Origin of the sequence: Streptomyces sp. NPDC001315, from assembly GCF_042896175.1 — a bacterium.
Lineage (GTDB): Bacteria > Actinomycetota > Actinomycetes > Streptomycetales > Streptomycetaceae > Streptomyces.
The window spans coordinates 362,349-382,723 of the sequence record NZ_JBIAWZ010000003.1 but is presented as its reverse complement, the minus strand read 5'-3'; the positions used below and the strand labels follow the sequence as shown (position 1 = coordinate 382,723).

Genomic DNA, 20,375 nt, shown 5'->3' with positions numbered 1-20,375 from the left:
CACGGATGCCACCGGGCATCCCCCGCATGCCGCAGGAGAACCCGCATGCACAAGCACTTGCGCACCGCCCTCGCGACGGCCACCGCGGCCGCGCTGACGGGCGGTCTGCTCAGCTTCGCGTCCACGGCGGCGACCGCCGCGGACTCCACGGCCACCCCCTTCGCCGACTTCAACAACGACGGCAAGGCCGATGTCGCCTTCTCCGCCTCCGAGGCCTACGTGAAGGGCAAGAAGGGCGCCGGCCAGCTGGTCGTCCTGTACGGCACCAGCACCGGCGTGACCGCCGCCAAGCGCTCCACCATCAGCCAGGACACCTCGGGCACCCCGGGCGGTGTGGAGGCGGGCGACGCGTTCGGCTCCGACACGGCGTACGCCGACTTCAACCACGACGGCTACGACGACCTCGCGGTCAGCAGCCCGGGCGAGGACGTCGGCACCGACGTCGACGGCGGCGCCGTGTCCATCCTGTGGGGCTCGGCGTCCGGCATCACCGGCAAGGGCATCGCGATCCCCGACCCGGCGCAGACCGGCCACGACAACTGGGGCCGCTTCCTCGCCGCCGGCGACTTCGACGGCGATGGCAAGGCCGACCTGGCCGTCGGCAGCAACAACTCCACCATCTACGTCTACAAGGGCGGTTTCACCACGTCCGGCACGCCGGGCGGCCGCTACACGATCAAGCCTCCGGTCTACTCCGGCGAGGGCATCGGCGCGCTCAACCTGACCGCCGGCGACGTCAACGGCGACGGCCGTACCGACCTGGTGGTCGACGGCTACGAGACGACCACGCAGTACGGCTGGAACCGCAACTACTGGATACCCGGCTCGGCGAGCGGCCTGAGCGTGGCCTCCGCCAAGACGCTCAAGCCCGGCGTGATCACCGCGATCGGCGACATCGACGCCGACGGCTACGGGGACATCGTCAGCGGCGCGGAGTGGGACCCCACCACGGGCGACGGCACGACCATCCCCGACTCCGCCAAGGGCGGCAAGGTGTGGGTCACCTACGGCACGGCGAGCGGCCCGGGCTCGGCCACCGGCATCACCCAGGACACCGCGGGCGTCCCCGGCTCCTCGGAGACGGCCGATGGCTTCGGCTACGAGCTGGACCTCGGCGACATCAACGGCGACAACTACCTGGACCTGGTGATCGGCTCCCCCGGCGAGACCCTCAACGGCGTCGCCCACACCGGCATGGTCACCGTCCTCTACGGCTCGGCGAACGGCCTGGACACCATCACCGGCGCCCAGGCCTTCGGCCAGAACGACCCGGGCGTCCCCGGCAACGACGAGAAGAACGACAACTTCGGCCTCGACGTCAAGCTCGACGACGTCACCGGCGACGGCAAGGCGGACCTGATCGTGGGCTCGGGCGAGAACAGCGGCGACGGCTCCGTCACCTACCTCCCGTCCAACGGCACGAAGATCGCCCCGACCGGCGCACGCAGCATCTGGCCGGGCGACGCGGGCGTCTCGACGACGGGCACACCGTTCTTCGGCGCGAACTTCGCGGACTGAGGCCCCGACATCTCCCTTGACCGATCTCTCCCTTAAGGGATGCGCCTGCCTCCCTTAAGGGATGTCACAGCTCGGCAGCAAAGCCGGGTCCGGAAGCCCCGGCCCCGCACGTCACTCTCCGGGACCAGGTACGTTCGAAGGCGTGGCTGGATTCAGGATCGGACGCGGCGGCCGGGACGACCGCGCCCCGCAAGCGCGACCGCAACACCCCCCGCACGGGCAGCAGGCGCCCCAGGGACAGTCGGCGCGGCCCTCGGGGTCGTCGTACGGCTACCCGTCGGCGCAGCAGCCGTACCCGCAGCAGCGGCCGCAGTACCGGGGCGGCCAGCAGCCGCCGTACGGCAGCGGAGGCGGCGGCGGCTCCCCGTGGCCGCAGGCGAACGGCGGTCCGGGCGGAGGCGAACCGGAGTACTTCGGGGGCGATGACCCGTACGCCCCCGGCCAGGGCACCCCGCACGACCCGTACGCGGCGAACAACCCGGGCCACACCCAGGCGTTCTCGATCGACGACCAGCCCGGCTACAACCAGGGCGGTACCTACCACGCGGGCTCGACGGCCCCGTCGGCCCCGATCGGCCCGCCTCTGCACTGGAAGGAGCTGCTGAGGGGCATCGTGACCGCCCCCAACCAGACCTTCCTGCGGATGCGCGACTACACGATGTGGGGCCCCGCCCTCGTCGTCACCTTCCTCTACGGGCTGCTCGCGGTCTTCGGCTTCGACGGCGCCCGCGAGGACGCGATCAACGCCACGCTCTCCAACGCGATCCCGATCGTCCTGACGACGGCCGTGGCGATGGTGCTGAGCTCCTTCATCCTGGGCGTGGTCACCCACACCCTGGCCCGCCAGCTCGGCGGGGACGGCGCGTGGCAGCCGACGGTCGGCCTCTCCATGCTGATCATGTCCCTCACGGACGCCCCGCGGCTGGTCGTCGCGATGTTCTTCGGCGGCGACGCGTCGTTCGTACAGCTGCTGGGCTGGGCGACGTGGGTGGCGGCCGGCGCCCTCCTGACCCTCATGGTCAAGGCCTCCCACGACCTGCCCTGGCCGAAGGCTCTCGGCGCCTCGGCGATCCAGCTGATCGCCCTGCTGTCGATCGTGAAGCTGGGCACTTTCTAGGTTTTTTCGCGCTATGACGAAGAAGGGCTCCCGGCCTGGGCCGGGAGCCCTTCTTTTTTCTTACTCACTCATCCGGGGAAACCGGCTACCCCGGGAAAGTGCGGTCCAGCACCGATCGCACCTGCCTGATCTCACGCTTCCATCGATCACTCTTCATGATCTCGTGATCCCAGGTGAACACAGGTTCGTCCCCTGCCACGCAGTAACCATAGATCTGGTCCGCGATGTCGTCCGTGAAGAGGTGGTCGAAATGAAAGGCTCCCTCGAACGTCAACCACGCGATTCCCTCCGCGTGTGAAGACGCTTTCCGCAGGCACTCCCGCAGATAGGCGGGGAAATCCTGGTCGTCCAGGTGACCGTCCTCGAAGGTGAGGTCGTACTCCCAGACGACGGCTTGCCTCTCCCAGGGCTCAGAGGAGATCCCGAAGAGCTCGACCTCGTCCGGACGCGTGCCGGACAGGTCGAACTCGCCCTCCGGCAAGGAGGATTCGACTCGCCCGAGCGTGAAGAGAACGACGACCGCGGGACCGCTCCAGCTGATGGCCTCCTTGAGCGAGCTCACCAGAGGCCCCACTTCGTCATGTTCTTGGCTCCGGGCACCATCGAGCTCAGGATCTTGCCCTGGTAGGGCCCTTCCTTCGCCACGAAAATCACCACCACCTTGCCATTGACCTTTTTGGCAAAGCCCTTGGCCTGGGTGCCACCGATCTTCCAGTCGAACGTCTTCTCCGGCGATGTCAGAACGTGGGAGAAGTTGTCCATGAAGTATGTCCATCAAGTATTTGACCTGAGAGGGCCCCGCCGGATCCGAGTGATCCGGCGGGGCCCTGTCCTGTGCTCAGTGGTCCAGGCTCGGGAACAGGTCCCTGTCCTCCCAGTCCGAGGAGAATGCCTCCAGCATCCTCTCGTAGTGCCGGATGAGCCTGCGGTTGACCTGTGTGAGGCAGTCGAGATAGCGCTGTTCCACCTCACCGCGCAGCCAGGCCCACCGGAACCGGTGAGCGAAGTACTGGACGACCTCGGCGGCCCCGGACAGCTCCCGGGAGTCGAGGGCGTACAGGAGGGCCCGCTTCACTTCGTCCGACTCCGGATCCGGTGCCGCGGCCACCCGGGCGGCCAGCTCCGCCAGCACCGGATCCGCAACGAGTGTCGACTTCCGCTGGTCGAGGATCCCGGACACCTGGTGGAATCCGTCGACGAGCAGTTCGTACATCCGTTGCGACTCCGATCGAGGCATCCGTTACCACCGTTCCTTGTAGCTCTTCTCGCCGACATCGAAACCGGCGTCACGGAAGGCCTGCTCGGCGGCGGCCCGTGCCTCCGGTCCCTTCGGCTGGTAGTGACCCGACCTGTTGTCGATGGACTTGATCCTGCCCTGGTAGAGCTTCAGCTCGCCGGCGGCGATGACCTGCTCTCCCTGCGCGAGGTCGATGTGCCCGTAGATGCTGCCGAGCCGGGTGACCCGTAGCTCACCGCCCGGCAGAACCACGTACACGAACCGTCCGGTCGCCTCGTGCAGGTCGTCCAGCTTCTCGAGCGGCACCTTCTCCAGCGGGATGGGCTTGTCGTCGGGTTCGAGGTTCTTCCACAGCTTGCACTCGCTGGACGACGCGGACAGCGACATCGTCGACATGCCGCTCAGGCTCTTCACGCAGGGCGCCTTCAACCCCTTCAGCTTGAGGTGCAGGGCCGACATCGCAAGGCCCTCGAAGCACGAGACGTCCGGCTTGGTGATGCACTTCTCGATCTCGTCCGCGCCGACGTACCAGGCGATGAGGCGGTCCAGGTACGTGCTGGTGATACAGCCCATGCCGCCGGCTCCGTCGGAGCCGCAGACCAGAAGCGTCTCACCCGGTTTGATGTCGCCCCAGTTCGCGTGACGGTACGTGACCAGCCGCTTCTCCAGCGCCTCGCGCAACTCCTGGTCCGAGATCGGCTTGCTGGACTCCTGGAGTTCCTTCTCGATCTGCTCCTTCAGTTCCGTGACGAGCTTCTTCGCGGTGATCGTCAGCGCATCGGCGTAGGCCTGGGCAGCCGCGGCGGCGTCCTTCCCCGCCGCCAGCTCCGACAACTTCGCCTCGTAGGCAGACTGGTCCGCCTGCGCGGCGTACCCCCTGGCGACTCCGGCGGAGTGCTGGGCGGACTGCGCCGAGCGGGCCGCCGACTGGGCGGACTGCTGGGCCGACGCGGCCGCGTTCCTGGCCGTCTTGGCCGACTCAGCCGCCTCGGCGGCCGAGTCCGCGGCCTGGTCGGCCGACGTGTCGGCCTGCTCGGCGTACGTGTTCGCCTGGTCGGAGGACGCCTTCGCCTTGTTGGCCCACTCGGTGGCCTTGGCGGCGTCCTTACGAGCCTCCGCGGCGACCTTCTGCGCCTCGGCGGCATCCTTCTGCGCGAGGGCCGCCGACTTGTAGGCGGCCTGGAGCAGGGTGCTGACCTCGGCGATGTGGGCGGCGGCATTGGCGTCCCGCTGGCGCGCCTTGTACAGGCCGCTCTCCAGGAAGGAACGCAGTCCGGTCGGCGGGCCCGACAGCACGGACTGCGCCGCGGCCTGGACCTCCGGGCCGCCGGTGGCGAGGGCCTCGCTGACCGCGACGCGATCGTCGTCCTCCCGCGCCTCGTACTGCCCGACCTCCAGGAAGTGCGCCACGTCGTCCCCGGTGCCGTCGAGCGCCGCGCTCGCCGCAGCCTTCACGCCCGGACCGCCGGCGGCGGAGATCTTGGCCACGACAACCCGGTCGTCGTCCTCCTTGCCCGGGTAGGCACGCGTGCGCAGCCACTCGCGCACCTGGTCGATCGGCTTGTCCATCACATCCAGCGCGGCCTGCTGCTGCGCGGAGATCTCGGTGGTCGAGGCGATGTACGCCACGCTGGCCCGGTCGTCCTGCTCCATGGCCACGGCGAGCGTGGAGTCCACGAACTCGGCCACGTCCTCGTCGGTGCCCTGCAGGGCGATCTCGGCCGCCTGCTTCACCCAGGTCCCGGCGCCGGGCAGCAGGTTGACCGCGGCCTGTCGGCCCTTGGCCGCCTTGACCGCCGGGTCGGTGGCCGCAGCGGCATCCGTCAACAGTTGCTGCGTCTGGGCCTCGAGCTCCTGCTGCCGGCCCATCTCGTGCTGGGCGGCGGCCACGCTTGAGTCGTAGGCCAGGCTGGCCTCTTCGGCCGACAGCACCTCCTCTTCCTGCTGCTGGGCCAGCCGCTCCGCGTCCGCCTTGCGAGCCAGCTCCACCACCGTCGAGGCCTGCTCCGCGGCCGTCATCGCATTGTTCGCGGCCTCGGTGGCCGCGTTCGCGGCCTCGGTGGACGCCGCGGCGGCGTCCACCGCCTGACCCGCCGCGTCGGCCGCCGCGTCGGCCGCCACCGCGGCGGCCCTGGCGTGCGCGGCCGCGTCATTGGCCGCGTCACGCGACTGCCGGGCTGCGGTAGCGGCCTGGTTGGCGTTGCTCTGCGCGGAGTTGGCCGCGCGCGTGGCCTGGTCGGCGAGCCGCTTGGCCCGCGCCGCCGCGGCCGCGGCCTCGTCGCCCTTGGCGCCGGCCTCGCCGGCCCAGCGGCCCGCGTCGGCCGCCGCGGCTGCGGCAGCGGCCGCGTTGGCGCCCGCGCTGGCCGCGGCCGAAGCCGCCTTCGCCGCGTTGTCGGCGGCGATGCCCGCCTGGTCGGCGGCGTCCGCCGCCTTCTCGGCCCCGTCGGCGGCGTCGCGCGCCTTCTGCGCGGCTATACGGGCCTGTTCGCCCCGGCTGGCGTCACCCGCCGCCGCCGCTGCCGCGGACCTGGCAGCGGAGGCCGCGCCGCCCGCCCGGCTGGCGGCGTAGGCCGCCTGCGCTGCGGCGGTCGCGGCCACCCGCGCGGTCGCGTTCGCCGCCGAGGCCGCAGCCACCGCCGTACGGGCCGACTGGGCCGCCCGGTCGGCGGCGGCAGCGGCGCGGGACGCCGCGGCCGCCGCCGCACCGGCCGAATCCTTGGCCGCGGCAGCCTCCGCCGCCGCGACCTGCGCCGCCTCCTTGGCCTCTTGCGTGGCCTTCGCCGCCTTGGCCGCCTCTTCCTTGGCGGTCTCGGTCAGCTCGTTGGCTCGCTTCTGCGCCGTGTCGGCGAGTTCGGCCAGCTGCGCGACAGTGATCGTCTCCTGGTCGCGCGCGGCCGCGACCGCCCACCCGTCGTCCAGGAACTCCTGTACGTCCTCGTCCGTACCGTCCAGCGCCTGTCCCGCGAGCAGCTTCACGTTCGTGCCGCCGGTGTACAGCAGCCGGGCGACCCGGACGCGGTTGTCGTCGGCCCGCGCCTTGTACTGCCCCGTCTCGAGGAACGCGCTCACGTCGTCGGCCGTGCCACTCAGCGCCGTATTGGCCGCCTTCTTCACGCCCGGACCGCCGAAGGCCATGACCTGCGCCACCTGGACGCGCTGATCCTCCTCGTAGGCGGTGGTGAAGCCGTTGTCCAGGAAGGCGTGCAGTTCCTCTTCGCCGCCGCTCAGGGCGACGTCGGCCTCGTCCCGTACGGCCGGGCCGCCGGAGGCCATGAGCGTGGCCGCCTGCACCCGCAGGTCTTCCACCTCCAGCCTCGGCATGTCCACGCTCATGAACGTCTGGATGTCGGCGTCCGAGCCGGCCAGGGCCACTTCGGCCGCCGCACGCACGCCCGGACCGCCGTACTCCCAGGCCTCCAGCACGTCGGATCTGTAGTAGACCCATGTCTCGTCCTCGGCCGACGCCGGCCTCGGGTCGATGCCCAGGACCATCACCAGGGCTATCAGCGCCGCCACCGAGCCGCGCCATGCCGGCACGGCCCGCAATCTGACACTCAACGTATTGCTCCCTCGTTCCGTTGATATTCAGCTCGTTTTGAATTCAGCGGGAACCGGAGCCAGGCGCACGGGACATTCCGAAATCAGATTATCCCCCGTATTTTCAGCCAGGTCGCGGGCGTGCCAAGCTCCGATCCTTAACCGCACCTTACCGTTTTCACACCCGATTCACAGCCAACCCCGGCCGGTTCCTTGCCCGGTTCCGATAAAGGAGCTTGGTCCCCTGTGTGGTGGCTTCGGCACGCCCGAACTGCGGTTTCTCACCTTTACTCACCATTTTGGGCAGATTTCCACAACCGTTTGGTTGTCTTTTCTTTGCAGAGATCGGTACAACCTTTTCCGAGTGTGATCGACTTCATGCCAACCCTCCACGACTCGCCCCATTTGTGAGAATTCACGAAGTGGACAGGCTCCACGACGCGAGGTTGCATGGCCGGTTCAAGCAGTTTTCCGGCAGGCGGTCAGGGACCTTTTTCATTGCCGGGAGTGGGGGGCTGCGTATTGATTCCGTCTTCCTTCACGCCCGTGCGCGAAATGCGTTCCGTCCTGTGATTCCTAGTCCGGAACAACAAGCCAGGATTGTGATGAAGGGACGTTTATGCCGTCGAGATCGCACCGCAAGAGACTCATAGGCACAGCCATGGCGGCTCTGGCCGCCGGGGCCCTGGCGTGGACCGCCGTGACGGGCAGCGCTTCCGGCCAGGAGGCCACCGCGAACAGGGCGTCCGGGGCAGTGACGGCGGTGTCTGACGAGGCTCCCGGTTACGCCGTCGAGACCTTCGACTACCCGCAGGCGGACAAGATCCTCACCGAGAAGAACATCCTGCTCAAGCGTGGCGACGGCCACATCACGCTCGCCGACTGTGTGACCGGTACCGGTCAGCTGGAGGTCATGGCGCGCGACAAGAGCAAGATCTGCTTCGCCGTCAAGGGCAACTCCGGCTGGCTGACCCTGGAGGTCCCCTCGGTCTACCTCATCCGGGGCAACGACTACGCCACCGAGGCGGACATGACGGTCGGTACCGAGGAGACGACGTACGACATCACCAAGAACACCTGGACCGCCGTGGGTGAGAGCGCGGACGAAGAGGCCCGTGAGTGGACGCTCCTGGAGCTTCGGACCTCCAAGTAGCGCCCTGCTCAGTCCTCCTGCCCGATCCGCCACCACCCACCGGGGAACCGACTTCATGACCTACGCCAGACCTGTGCGCCTCGCCGCACTGGCCGCCACCCTGACCCTGGGCTCCGTCGCGCTGACGGCCGGCCCCTCCGCCGCCGTCACCGGCCCCGCCGTCGCCGCCGCCGACACCACCTACGCCTACGCCGCCCAGATCACCGTCGGCGACCACGACCGCGGCTGCTCCGGCGTCCTGGTCGACCGCGAGTGGCTGCTCACCGCCGCCAGTTGCTTCGCCGACAACCCGGCCGTGAGCCTGACCGTGCCCGCGGGCAAGCCGGGTCTGGAGACCACCGCGGTCATCGGCCGCTCCGACCTGACCGGCACCGCCGGCGCGGTCCGCGAGATCGTCGAGCTGGTCCCGCGTACCGACCGCGACGCGGTCCTGGCCCGCCTGAACCGCCCGGTCACCGGCGTCGCCCCGATCGCCCTGGCCACCGCCGCGCCCACCACCGGCGAGACCCTCACGCTCGCCGGCTTCGGCCGCACCGCGAGCGAGTGGGCACCGCTGAGCCTGCACACCGGCACCTTCACCGTGGACTCCGCCGCCACCACGACCGCCTCGGTCACCGGGGCGGCCGGCGTGGCCGCGTGCATGGGCGACACCGGCGGCCCGCTGGTCCGGGTCAGTGGCGGCACGGCCCAACTCGCCGCGCTGGGCAGTCAGTCGTACCAGGGCGGCTGCTACGGCATCGATGCCACCGAGACCCGCACCGGCGGCATCGTCACGCGCGTGGACGACCTTGCCTCCTGGGTGAACTCCGCCACCGGCGCGGTCCGCGTCACCGACTTCAACTGCGACGGCGCCGAGGACATCGCCGTCTCCGACCCGCGGGCGACCGTCGACGGAGTCGGCGCCGCGGGCCTGATCCGGATCGTCTACGGCGCCGGCAAGGGCACCGCGGAGATCAACCAGAACCTCGACTGGGTTCCCGGCGGCGCCGAGGCCAGCGACTGGTTCGGCGAGTCCCTGGCCACCGTCGACTACGACGAGGACGGCTGCACCGACCTCGTCGTGGGCACCCCGGCCGAGGACCTCGGCAGCACCTCCGACGCCGGCATGGTCGACATCCTGCACGGCGCTCCCGGCGGCCTCGGCACCGGCGCGGTCAAGTACACCCACTTCGAAGAGGGCTCCGGCACCGGCTCCCTGGCCACGGCGGCAGCCCAGGCCGGCGACCGCTTCGGCGACTCCATCGCCGCCGGCGTCACAGCCAACGGTGAGCCGTTCGTGGTCAGCGGCGCGCCCGGCGAGACCGTCAGCGGCCTGGCCAAGGCCGGCGCGGCCTTCTACATCCACGGCAGCACCAACATCATCATCCACCAGGACAGCACCGACGTGCCCGGCGGCGCGGAAGCGGGCGACGGCTTCGGCGGCGCGGTCGCGGCCGACACCAACTTCTTCGCCGTCGGCGCTCCCGACGAGGCCATCGGCAGCGACGACGGCGCGGGCAACATCGCGGTCTTCAGCCACACCCTGACCTCCGCGGGCCTGCCCACCCCGAAGTTCGGTCTCGACCAGGACCTCGACACCGTCTCCGGCGCCGCCGAGGCCGCCGACCAGTTCGGCTACGCCCTGGCCCTGGCCCCGTACCGCCCCTCCGGCGCGACCAGCGCCACCGAGTCGATCCTCGCGGTCGGCTCCCCCGGTGAGGACCTCGACATCGACGGCGTCGCCAAGGCCGACGCCGGCACCGTCCTGACCTTCCGCATCACCGCCGCCGGCACCTTCACCCAGCTCTACGGCATCTCCCAGGGCACCGGTGACGACGACGTGAACGGCACTTCGGAGGCCGGTGACCGCATGGGCGCCGCCCTGACCGCGATCAACACCGCCCCTCGCGCCCTGAGCACCACCGCCACGATGAAGCTGGCCGTCGGCACCCCCAACGAGACCATCGGTACGACGGCCAACGCGGGAGCGGTCCACACCTTCTCCCTGCTGGGCGCCCCCGGCGCCAACGACCGCTGGCTCGAGGTCGGCGACGGCGACGGCATCCCCGGCACCCCCGGCGCCGGCCAGCTCCTCGGCACCAGCATCCACTACACCGGCAGCAAGCTGTACGTCGGCATGCCCCTGGGCCCCAGCACCTACGGGACCCTCTACGCCCTGCCCCTGTCCAACGTCACCGCCGGCGGCACCGTCGCCGCGGTCACCACCTACCAGCCCGGCACGGGCGGCCTCCCGGCGGTCGGCGACCGCTTCGGCTACGCGGCCCGGTAGTCCGGTAGCACGTCAACCTCGCTGACCCAGCAATGGAGAGGGCCCTCGACCTGTGTCGAGGGCCCTCTCTTGGCATACCGCTCGTACCGCTCCGGCTCTCAGGCGTCGAGGACCTGTCCCACGCGCTTCACCACGGGCGGTTGAACCGACCACGGAAAGTTGATCCAGTCGTCGGTCCGCTTCCACACGTACTCGCACTTCACGAGGGAGTGGGACTTCTCATAGATCACCGCGGAGCGCACCTCTGCGACGGTGTCGAGGCAGAAGTCGCGCACGAGCTTCAGCGTCTTGCCGGTGTCGGCGACGTCGTCGGTGATGAGTACCTTCTTGTCGCTGAAGTCGATGGCGTTGGGGACGGGGGCGAGCATGACGGGCATCTCAAGGGTGGTCCCCACCCCGGTATAGAACTCCACGTTGACCAGATGAAGGTTCTTGCAGTCGAGGGCGTAGGCGAGCCCACCGGCGACGAAGACGCCGCCGCGGGCGATGGAGAGCACTATGTCGGGCTCGTACCCGTCGTCGGCGATGGTCTGCGCGAGCTCGCGGATGGCGACGCCGAACCGCTCGTAGGTGAGGTTCTCCCGTACGTTTGCGGCGCTCATACCTGCGTCCTGTGGAAGTTGAGGAAGGACCGGGAGGCCGTCGGTCCGCGCTGCCCCTGGTACCGGGACCCGTACCGCTCACTGCCGTACGGGGACTCGGCCGGCGAGGTGAGGCGGAACATGCACAGCTGCCCGATCTTCATCCCCGGCCACAGCTTGATGGGCAGGGTCGCGAGATTGGAGAGCTCGAGCGTCACATGCCCGGAGAACCCGGGGTCGATGAACCCGGCGGTGGAGTGTGTGACAAGCCCGAGCCGCCCGAGCGAGCTCTTCCCCTCGAGCCGGGACGCAAGATCGTCGGGAAGCGTGATGACCTCGTACGTGCTGGCGAGCACGAACTCCCCGGGATGCAGAATGAACGGTTCGTCCCCCTCGGGCTCCACAAGGCGCGTCAGGTCCGCCTGCTCGACGGAGGGGTCGATGTGGGGGTACCGGTGATTCTCGAACACCCGGAAGAAACGATCGAGGCGCACGTCGATGCTGGACGGCTGCACCATGGATTCGTCGTAGGGCTCGATCCGTACCCGTCCGGCGTCGATCTCGGCCCGGATGTCCTTGTCTGAGAGAAGCACGTTCCCGAGGATACGCAAGGCGCGCGGAGCGCCCGCAATCGGACGACTCCGCGCGCCGGGCCTGTACCGCCTCTCGGCTACCGCTTCTCGAGGGTCACCGGCACGACACTGCGAAGCCGGGCACAGCGAGGGCACCGGACAAGCCGTCCGGGACCGAGCCGCTCGGCCTGCTGCATCGGGAACGAAGCGGTGCTGAACACGTGCCCATCGGCACAACGGACGACGGTGCGCTCCATCAAGTCCTAGAGTCCCTTCCCCAAAGAGCCGCGTCCGGCTGCTGCTTGCCGGACAACGAAAGCCACATTACGGGACGAACGGGACGGCCCTCCAGGCGGCACCCCTACCCGGCCGAGCCCTCTTCCAGTCCTCTTCCGGTCCCCCACCGTACGCCCCAACTCCGGCCCCCCGCAGCCCGATCCCTCCCCTGAAACGCACTCAGACCCGCAGGCTTCAGCGCCCGGGGTCTGGGATGGGGTAGAGTGACGGAGCGTTCCGACACCGGTTTCGACCGGCGTCTTACGCGGGTGTAGTTTAATGGTAGAACATCAGCTTCCCAAGCTGAGAGCGCGAGTTCGATTCTCGTCACCCGCTCCATGCGAAACCCCCAGGTCAGAGACCCGGGGGTTCTTTGTTGTCTAGACCGGTCAGCGGGGCGCGCACCCCATCCGCACCATAAGGACCGGTCTGGCTGCCGGTGGGCTTCTCCTTGTGGTGCGCGCGGCTGTCGTCGTGGTCCTCGTGGTGCTTCGCACGCTCGGCGCGCACCATGTCGTCGAGCCCGGCCGCTACATCCCGCTGCCGCTCCTCGTCGGAGTGCTGATAGATCAGCGCCGCCTTCTCGGAGGACTGGCCGGACGGACCATCGTGTCCTTGAGGGTGGCGCCCGAACGGGTCGAGAGCGTGTGTAGCCGTCCGGGAGACCGACGGCGGCGCGAGCCCGACGCCACTTCCGCCCGAACGAGGTGCGTCGAAAAGGTGCACCCTTCTCGCCGACGAAGACCAGGCCGTCAGGGCCCTTCTCGGCGTACGCGAGGTGCTGCCTCACCTCCTTGTGGAGAAAGGCCGGAAGGGACGACGGCACGGACACCCGCGTCGCCCCTACCTCACATCTTGCTCAGAAAACGCCCGGAAGCCAGGCCTCCACCTACACACCCAGACATGATGTCGACAGCCGCCGGGGGGAAATTGATTTCACTGTGCGGTACTCCCCTGATCAAGAAGAATGTCATGCGCACGCCTAGACACCCCCTCTCGCAAGACGACCTACGCCCGTTACGGCGTGTACCGCCTCAAGAGCTACGGCTACAGCCAGTACACGCACCTCAACTGCACCAAGGGCGCAAAGAAGAACCTCACCATCTACACGCCGCACCGCATCGGCTGGGCAATCCGGGAGGGGTGACATGTTCCACCGGACTCTTGCAGGCCTGAGCATCGTCTGTATCGCGATACTCGTGCCAGTCACGGCATGCACATCCAACACCACGGACGCCAAACGGTCCGCGCCCCCCACGCACTCCTCCGAACCAACCTCTGCTGCAGCATCCCCCAGCACGACACAGCCCTCTGTGCAACAGCCCCCTGAACTCGACGATGACGAAACACTCGCCGGCCGTCAGAGCGCGACCAACGGCAACGCCAGTCTCCAGTTCAGCAAGGGCAGAACAGGCGACGCCCTCATCGTCGCGGTGCGCTGCCAGGGCCAGGGGAAGATCAAGGTGGCGGTGCCGTCCGTCCACGTCTCCTTCCCCCTGGAGTGCGTCGCCGGCCAAGTCAGCACCACCTACAACCAGGTGGCAGTCAGCGGTGTGGACCGCAGCGGCACCGTATCCGTCACAGCTCCTTCAGCCGTCCGCTGGTCCATAACCATCGGACGCGGCGCCCCGGCTGAGGAAGAGTCACCGGCATCCAGCGGATCCGCCAGCGCCTCATAGATCAGGGACAGCGCTCACCAACTGTATTGAGTGAGACGCACATTCGGCCCGGCCTCCGTTTGAGGCCGGGTCTCCATGTTCCCGCCTCAGAACGCCTGTCCATGGATGGGTACGCGGCAAGATGTGCTCTCGCCTCTGAGGCAAGCAGCGCCAACCGGGGATCGACCACTTTGGCGCGAGCCTCGCAGATCATGGCCCCAACGTCGTGCTTTACCGGGCAGGTCCACAGACCGCCCGACGCGCCGGAAGCTTACGGGGCCATGATCACTCGCGCCGAAGCAGCTCCCGGCCAAAGTCGCTACACCGACCGTGCGCTACCCTCACCGCCCGCATAGGCAGGCTTCAGAGCCGCAGGACGGGGAGGAATCGTGCAGCTCACTGTGCACTGGGAGGATCTGGCAGCACCTGTTTTGCTGATGGTCCTAAGTCTCATCCTCAGCTTGGTAACTCGTCGGTGGCGACGCAGGCGCCAGGCAGCAGTGAGGTGGCGTTCACGGACTCACTGGGAATGGTTGCCGTTCATGTTCGGGCTGGTCGTAGTGATCGCAGAGCTCGTGCGACTCCTTGGCGTACCCGATCCTTGGATCACGGTCTCTGACACGATCGCCCGCGTGCTCGCCATCACCACTGTGTTCATGGCCGTCCGAGTTGTGTTCATCCTCTTCATACGCGGCACACGACTCCTGTTCCGCCGCAGGGGGGCGGAGGGCAGTAGTTGAAGACGGCCACGGAAGCCTGAGGCCGGCGTCGCCGGCGTTAGCCCTTGTCTCTGGGCCGTGCCACTCTCGTGCCAGAACACACGGTGGCTGGTGGGCGGCGTACCGTGGACCACCGCCGCCTCCGACGAGGCAGTGCCTAGCCCGTTCGCCCAGGTCAGCCCCCAAACTGGCCCCAAATGCCCGCAGCTTCCCGAGCTGAGAGCGCGAGTTCGATTCTCGTCACCCACTCCACGACTAAGGCCCAGGTCAGAGACCCGGGCCTTTTTGCTGTCCACCGTGATCAGTTGTCGCGTGCCAGATGCGTGCCAGAACGCTTGTCGGGTGCCTTGGGGAACCGGCGAAATGCGGCTCGTGGGGTGGCGGAATGACCGGGGTGGGTCAGCGGGTCGGACAGCCGCCGCGTGTTCGTCGGTGCTCCGTCTCACTGATTCCTGATGCTGAACAGCGCCACAGTGGCCCCGCCGACGGCGAGGTTGACGGGCTAGCGCGGGGCGCCCGGATTCGTTCCGCCGAGAGCGGAGAAGACCATGGCGCTCGCGCTGCCCATCACGCCGAAGAACGGACCGTGGACCGGCGACAAGTGGTGTTCGCCGAGTGGAACAACAAGGCCATCGGCATCGTGTCCTACGGGGGCGTCGCCGGCCGACTCGCGAACAAGGCACTGACCCGGCGCGATGCTCAGGGCCTGGGGCGGCGGCTGCAAGCGTTGGACAGCCCGGCGCGTGTGGGGAAGGCTGGATTGGCGAGGGCCGTGCCCTCGTCCTCGCTGGTGGTGGCTCGCTCAGGCGGAGCCTTGACACCCCCCCTCACGTCAGAGGAGCGCTGATGACACCTACCTTCGACGCGGTCGTGATCGGGTCCGGCGTGAACGGCTTGGTCGCCGCTGCCCAGCTGGCCAAGGGCGGCTGGTCGGTGGCCCTGATAGAAGGAAGCGACCGGCTGGGCGGCTTCATCGCCACCGAGGAGCGGACTCTGCCTGGCTACCTGCACGACACGTACTCCTCGTGGCACCCGCTGTTCGTGTCCGGCGGCGCCTACGCCGCCCTCGGTGAGGACCTGCACCGTCACGGTTTGGAGTATCGCAACACCGACGGACTGATCACGGGCACGGTCACCGACGAAGGGCGCGTGGTCCTGGCCCACCGCGACCCCGCGGCCACCGCCGAGATGTTCGGCCACTCCGAGGACCGAACCGCCTACCTCACCCTGTTGCAGAGGTTCCTCGACAACGCCGACGCACTGGGCGGCATCCTGGGCGGTGAGCCACGCTCGCCCCGTGTGCTCCGGCATGTGCTGAAACTGCTGCGCCGCGAGCGCTTCAGTGGCACCGAGCAGTGGTTGCGGGCCGCCGTGACCAGCGGCCGCTCCTACTGCCGCGGCACCTTCCGCGGCGAGGAGCCTGATGTGCTGTGGACACCCTGGCTGCTGCACGCCGGACTGTCCCCGGACCACGCCTTGGGCGGCCTGATGCTGCCTGTCATGGCCGCGACCCTGCACGGTTTCGGCATGCCCGTGGTGGCGGGCGGCGCCCGGAACTTCGTCCGCGCCTTCGAGGCACTGCTCGGCGAGCTCGGGGTGCACATCTCCACGGGGCAGTCGGCGGAGCGGCTGCTCCTCACAGGCGGCCGGGTCATGGGCGTCGCCACCGATGGCGAAACCATCCGGGCCCGCCACGCCGTCCTGGTCTCGGTAACCCCGACCGCGCTGTACGGCGAGCTTCTGCCACAGAACGCGCCCGTCCCGCCCGCCATCCGCGACGAGGCCCTGCGCTACCGGTACGGACGCGCTGCGATGCAGCTCCACGTCGCCCTCTCCGCCCCGCTCGGCTGGCGCGATGCGCGCCTGGCCGGCATACCGCTGGTCCATCTCAGCGACGGGTCCGCGAGCACCGCGATCGCATGCGCGGAGGCCGAGGCGGGGCTGCTGCCGCGCAGGCCCACACTGGTCGTCGGCCAGCAGTATGTCCTGGACCCTTCACGCGTGCCGGACGGCGCGGCGACCTTGTGGATCCAGCTCCAAGAACTGCCCTACAAGCCGACCGGCGACGCGGCGGGCGAACTGGACGCCCACGGCCGCTGGACGAAGGAGCTGACCGAGGGATACGTCCAACGGGTCCTGGCCAGGATCGCGCTTCACGCGCCCGACCTGCCGGAGAAGCTGCTCGCCTGGGACGCCGTCACACCGTCGGACCTGATGGCGCACAATCCGAACGCGGTCGACGGCGACCCCTACGGCGGCTCGGCCGAACTCGACCAGGCCCTGCTGTGGCGCCCTCTACCGGGCGCGGCCCGGCACGCCACACCTGTACCCGGCTTGTGGCACATCGGCGCCTCGACCCACCCCGGCCCCGGCCTCGGCGGCGGGTCGGGGCACCTCGTGGCCCAGCACCTGATCCGCGGCGGGCGCCGGAGCAGTCGCCGCTGACACGCGGTGAGGGTGCCGTAGTGGCAACCAGAAGACCCAAGCTTCCCAAGCTGAGAGCGCGAGTTCGATTCTCGTCACCCGCTCTTGAAGCCCCGGGTCAGCGGCCTGGGGCTTCTTTCAGCGGGCACTTGACCGCCGACGGTCCTGCGTCGGATCGGGAGGTCGTCGGGGAGCAGGTTCCGTCGGGCCGTGGCGCTCAGGCCGTCAGGCCCTCGATGGCCACGGGAAGATGGCGCGGGCCGCGCAGCACCGCGTTGGCGCGGTACGGCGGCGGGTCCTCGAGCAGCCGGGAGAACTTGACGCGGCGGAACAGTTCGGGCACAGCCAGATGGAGTTCTATGCGGGCGAGAGGGGCGCCGAAGCAGTAGTGGATGCCGGTGTAGAAGCCCAGGTGCTCGTTGTCCTTGCGGTCGGGATCGAACCGGTCGGGGTCGTCGAAGCGCCGGGGATCGCGGTTGGCCGCGGCCAGCATGAGCCAGACCGGCGAGCCCTTGGGGATGGTGGTGCCGGCGACGTCGATGTCGGCCAGGGCGGTGGTCCACGGAACGAACTGGACCGGAGGCTCGTAGCGCAGCACTTCCTCGATGAGCGGGACGGCCAGGTCCGGGTCCTTCTGGAAGCGGTCGAGGACGTCGGGGTGGCGCAGCAGGGTGAGGGTCGTGTTGGTGATCGCGTTGACGGTGGTCTCGTGGCCGGCGACCAGGAGCAGCACCGCGGTGGCCTCCAGGTCCGTCGGGGTCATGGCAGGGGCGAGTGCGCTGAGTATCCCGGGGCCGGGGTGGCGGCGTTTGGTCTCGATCAGATCGGTCAGGTAGGCGCCCAGGTCCTGGCGTGCCCGCTGTCCCTTCGCCTGACCGTCTTCGCCCGCCTGGGGATCGATTGACGACGCCAGGGCGTCGGCCCAGACGTGGAAGCGTGATTCGTCCTCACGCGGTACGCCGAGGACCTTGCAGATGGCGGTGACGGGGAGGGGGTAGGAGAAGTCCTCGACGATGTCGACCTGGTCCTTGCCTTCGAAGGCGTCGAGGAGTTCGGTGACGACCGTGGCCAGCTCTGCGCGCAGGCCGTCGAGGAATCGGGGGCTGTGCGGGGGACCGAACGGCCGGTTGATGGTGTCGCGCAGCCGGTCGTGCACGGGCGGGTCGGTGAAGATGAAGCTCGGCGGCAGACCGGTCTCCGGGTCCGGTTGTCCGACGCGGGCGTAGCCGGACGGGCGGTTGCTCGTGTCGTTGCTCAGCCGTGGGTCGTTGGCCAGGCTCCGCACCTCGTAATAGGTGCTGACCACGTAGGAGCCGTCGTCCTCCCGCCTGACCGGTGTCTTGCGCAGTTCCGCGTAGAGCGGGTACGGATCGGCCCGGTTGGCGTAGTCGGTGATCTGCGCGACGAGGGTGCCGGACGTCATGGTGACTCCTGAGGGCTCCGGGCGGCACAGGGCCGGTGATCAGGCATGCGAAGGAACGAACGCGACACGCCGCTCGCTCGGCGAGTGGCCCGTCAGCGTGACCGTGGCCCCGTGGGTGGGCAGATGGGGATCCGGGAAGGCGGGGTCGATCGACTGCAACGTCTCGATGCGACGGTCGACCGTGCGGTACTCCGGCGGGAAGGGCGCGCCGGACGCGATCTGCTGCTCGTAGAACCCCAGCCACTTGGCTCCGTCGAAGGACGCTGCGGCGATGACGCGGCCTCGGTACCCGTACACCGCCACGAACCGTTCCTCGGTGAGCGTCCCCTGGGCGACGACCAGCCCGTCGCCCAGCGAGGGCACACCCACCGACTTGATGTTGACACCGAACTGGGAAGACCAGAACATCGGCAGCCACAGATGCGGGCGGCGCTCGGGCCCGGCACAGATCATGTTGTGGGCGGCGATCTCGGCCTGCTCGACCGCGTTGCCCCAGTGCTCCAGCGACAGGAACTGGTAATCGAACAGCGGGTGGGGGCTGCGTGCGACATCACCGGCGGCGTAGATGTCGTCGGTGACGATGCCATTGACGTCGAACACCCGGCACCCGGCGTCGCACGCGATCCCCCGGGGACCCGCGGCCAGCCCCGAGCCTGCGAGCCATTCCGTGTTCCGGATGGCACCGAGCGAGACGACCGCCACCTCCACGTCCATCGCCGAACCGTCGGACAGATGGGCGCGCCTCAGCCGCCCCCCGTAGTCGCCCTCGAGGGCGGTGACGCTGATGCCACAGCGCAGATCGACGCCCTTCCTGCGCTGCATCCGGTCCGCGACCGCACCGATCACTCCGCCGAGCGCGCCCACCAGCGGTGCCGGTCCGCGTTCGGCGACCGTGACCTGAAGGCCCTGTTCCCGGCAGGCGGAGGCGACCTCGGAGCCCGTGAAACCGGCGCCGATCACCAACACCCGGGACACACCCCCGGTCAGCTTCTGGGACAGGCGTGCGGAGTCGTCGCGGGTGCGCAGCACGAACACCCCGTCCAGTGCGGCCTCTTCCGGGTGGATCCAGGGCCGCGCTCTGGTCCCGGTGGTGATCAGCAGGCGGTCGTAGGGGACGGCGTCGCCGTTCGTCAGGCCCACTTGCTTGGCGTTCCGGTCCAGGCCCTCGGCTGCGACGCCCAGACGCCACTCGGCGTCGATGTCCCGCCGCCGCGGAAGCGCGGTGTCCTCGGGCCGTGCCCGTCCGAGCAGCGCCTGCTTGGACAGCGGCGGCCGGTCGTAGGGTTCGTACGGCTCGTCGCCGATCATGGTCAGTGATCCGGTGAAGCCCTTGTCGCGCAGGGTCTCCGCCGCGCGCAGACCGGCCAGCGAGGCACCGACGACGACAATGCGGCCCTGGCGCCGCAGGACCTCGACGTCCGTGTCAGCCGACATGGGGCTCCACCCGCTTCGTCGGCTCATCGGAGTAGTCGACGAGGATGGCCTGGACCGGGCAGGCAGCAGCAGCCTTCGCCACCCGGTCACGCTGTGCCTCGTCGAAGCGAGGGGAGAACAGCAGTGCCTCTTCCCCGTGCAGCGCGAAGACGTCCGGGGCGAGGAAGACACACTGCGCGAACCCCTGGCACCGGTTGAGATCGACGACAAGCCTCATTGGAATCCGCTCCCTGCACGGGCCGCGGTGGCCGAGCCCCGCAGCCCTCTGCGCTCGGTCCATGTGGTCGGTGGGCATGCCTCACCTTCAGCTTCGGCCCTCCGCCCAGGTCTCGCAAGGCGAGGGCGCGCTGGGAGACCAGGCCTCGCGCGAGGCGAAGGGAAGCCCCTCGGGGCCCTCTGACGTGAAACCAGTTCTTCGGCTACTGCCGGTAGATGGGGGTGCTCGACGCACCGGCGT

The 20,375-nt window shown here is 69.1% G+C and carries 16 protein-coding genes, 1 tRNA gene and 1 pseudogene; 8 read left to right on the top strand and 10 right to left on the bottom strand.

What is annotated here, in order from left to right; all coding sequences use genetic code 11:
* Nucleotides 1–45 precede the first annotated feature (45 nt).
* On the top strand, nt 46–1,518 hold the full coding sequence (locus ACFY16_RS12210) for a VCBS repeat-containing protein (protein ID WP_390646996.1): 1,473 nt from the start codon (nt 46–48) through the stop codon (nt 1,516–1,518).
* Nucleotides 1,519–1,579: 61 nt separating this feature from the next.
* The gene (locus tag ACFY16_RS12205) at nt 1,580–2,635 is read left to right on the top strand and encodes a YIP1 family protein (protein ID WP_390646995.1); all 1,056 of its coding nucleotides are present in this window, start codon (nt 1,580–1,582) and stop codon (nt 2,633–2,635) included.
* Between the two features lie 85 nt (nt 2,636–2,720).
* Here the strand turns inward: ACFY16_RS12205 and ACFY16_RS12200 are convergent, their stop codons facing one another.
* From ACFY16_RS12200 to ACFY16_RS12185, 4 genes are all read right to left on the bottom strand, one after another.
* A complete protein-coding gene (locus ACFY16_RS12200; protein WP_390646994.1) occupies nt 2,721–3,197 on the bottom strand; it encodes a hypothetical protein in 477 nt (158 codons plus the stop codon).
* A complete protein-coding gene (locus tag ACFY16_RS12195; RefSeq protein ID WP_390646993.1) occupies nt 3,194–3,397 on the bottom strand; it encodes a hypothetical protein in 204 nt (67 codons plus the stop codon). Before ACFY16_RS12195 ends, ACFY16_RS12200 begins: the two co-directional genes overlap by 4 nt.
* Before the next feature lie 76 nt (nt 3,398–3,473).
* Nucleotides 3,474–3,872, bottom strand: coding sequence for a hypothetical protein (locus ACFY16_RS12190; RefSeq protein WP_390646992.1), 399 nt, complete (start codon nt 3,870–3,872; stop codon nt 3,474–3,476).
* A gap of 3 nt (nt 3,873–3,875) precedes the next feature.
* Entirely contained in the window at nt 3,876–7,430 is a 3,555-nt protein-coding gene (locus ACFY16_RS12185) for an ALF repeat-containing protein (protein WP_390646991.1), read from the bottom strand.
* Between the two features lie 640 nt (nt 7,431–8,070).
* Here ACFY16_RS12185 and ACFY16_RS12180 point away from each other — a divergent pair.
* Nucleotides 8,071–8,562, top strand: coding sequence for a hypothetical protein (locus ACFY16_RS12180; protein ID WP_390646990.1), 492 nt, complete (start codon nt 8,071–8,073; stop codon nt 8,560–8,562).
* A gap of 55 nt (nt 8,563–8,617) precedes the next feature.
* Nucleotides 8,618–10,831: a trypsin-like serine protease gene (locus ACFY16_RS12175; RefSeq protein ID WP_390646989.1), complete on the top strand. Its 2,214-nt coding sequence runs from the start codon at nt 8,618–8,620 to the stop codon at nt 10,829–10,831.
* 98 nt (nt 10,832–10,929) lie between these two features.
* Here the strand turns inward: ACFY16_RS12175 and ACFY16_RS12170 are convergent, their stop codons facing one another.
* Together ACFY16_RS12170 and dcd are read right to left on the bottom strand one after the other, a co-directional pair.
* Nucleotides 10,930–11,433, bottom strand: coding sequence for a phosphoribosyltransferase (locus ACFY16_RS12170; protein WP_390646988.1), 504 nt, complete (start codon nt 11,431–11,433; stop codon nt 10,930–10,932).
* Nucleotides 11,430–12,005, bottom strand: a complete 576-nt coding sequence (dcd, locus tag ACFY16_RS12165) for a dCTP deaminase (RefSeq protein WP_390646987.1) — start codon at nt 12,003–12,005, stop codon at nt 11,430–11,432. Before dcd ends, ACFY16_RS12170 begins: the two co-directional genes overlap by 4 nt.
* 520 nt (nt 12,006–12,525) lie before the next feature.
* Here dcd and ACFY16_RS12160 point away from each other — a divergent pair.
* Nucleotides 12,526–12,599, top strand: a tRNA-Gly gene (locus ACFY16_RS12160).
* A gap of 15 nt (nt 12,600–12,614) precedes the next feature.
* On the opposite strand, the pseudogene ACFY16_RS12155 reads toward ACFY16_RS12160, so the two are convergent.
* Nucleotides 12,615–13,105, bottom strand: a pseudogene (locus tag ACFY16_RS12155) (hypothetical protein); the annotation flags it as partial.
* 179 nt (nt 13,106–13,284) lie between these two features.
* On the opposite strand from ACFY16_RS12155, the gene ACFY16_RS12150 reads away from it, so the two are divergent.
* The 3 genes from ACFY16_RS12150 (at nt 13,285) to ACFY16_RS12140 (ending at nt 17,082) form a co-directional block, all read left to right on the top strand.
* A complete protein-coding gene (locus ACFY16_RS12150; protein ID WP_390646986.1) occupies nt 13,285–13,407 on the top strand; it encodes a hypothetical protein in 123 nt (40 codons plus the stop codon).
* A gap of 166 nt (nt 13,408–13,573) precedes the next feature.
* Nucleotides 13,574–13,939, top strand: a complete 366-nt coding sequence (locus tag ACFY16_RS12145; protein WP_390646985.1) for a hypothetical protein — start codon at nt 13,574–13,576, stop codon at nt 13,937–13,939.
* Between the two features lie 1,544 nt (nt 13,940–15,483).
* The gene (locus ACFY16_RS12140; protein WP_390646984.1) at nt 15,484–17,082 is read left to right on the top strand and encodes a phytoene desaturase family protein; all 1,599 of its coding nucleotides are present in this window, start codon (nt 15,484–15,486) and stop codon (nt 17,080–17,082) included.
* 196 nt (nt 17,083–17,278) lie between these two features.
* Here the strand turns inward: ACFY16_RS12140 and ACFY16_RS12135 are convergent, their stop codons facing one another.
* From ACFY16_RS12135 to ACFY16_RS12125, 3 genes are read right to left on the bottom strand one after another with little or no spacing between them, the layout of a single operon-like run.
* Nucleotides 17,279–18,484: a cytochrome P450 gene (locus tag ACFY16_RS12135; RefSeq protein ID WP_390646983.1), complete on the bottom strand. Its 1,206-nt coding sequence runs from the start codon at nt 18,482–18,484 to the stop codon at nt 17,279–17,281.
* A gap of 39 nt (nt 18,485–18,523) precedes the next feature.
* Nucleotides 18,524–19,918, bottom strand: coding sequence for an NAD(P)/FAD-dependent oxidoreductase (locus ACFY16_RS12130; protein WP_390646982.1), 1,395 nt, complete (start codon nt 19,916–19,918; stop codon nt 18,524–18,526).
* Nucleotides 19,908–20,135 carry a ferredoxin gene (locus ACFY16_RS12125; RefSeq protein WP_390646981.1) on the bottom strand — a complete coding sequence of 76 codons (228 nt, stop codon included), beginning with the start codon at nt 20,133–20,135 and terminating at the stop codon, nt 19,908–19,910. Before ACFY16_RS12125 ends, ACFY16_RS12130 begins: the two co-directional genes overlap by 11 nt.
* Nucleotides 20,136–20,375: the final 240 nt, after the last annotated feature.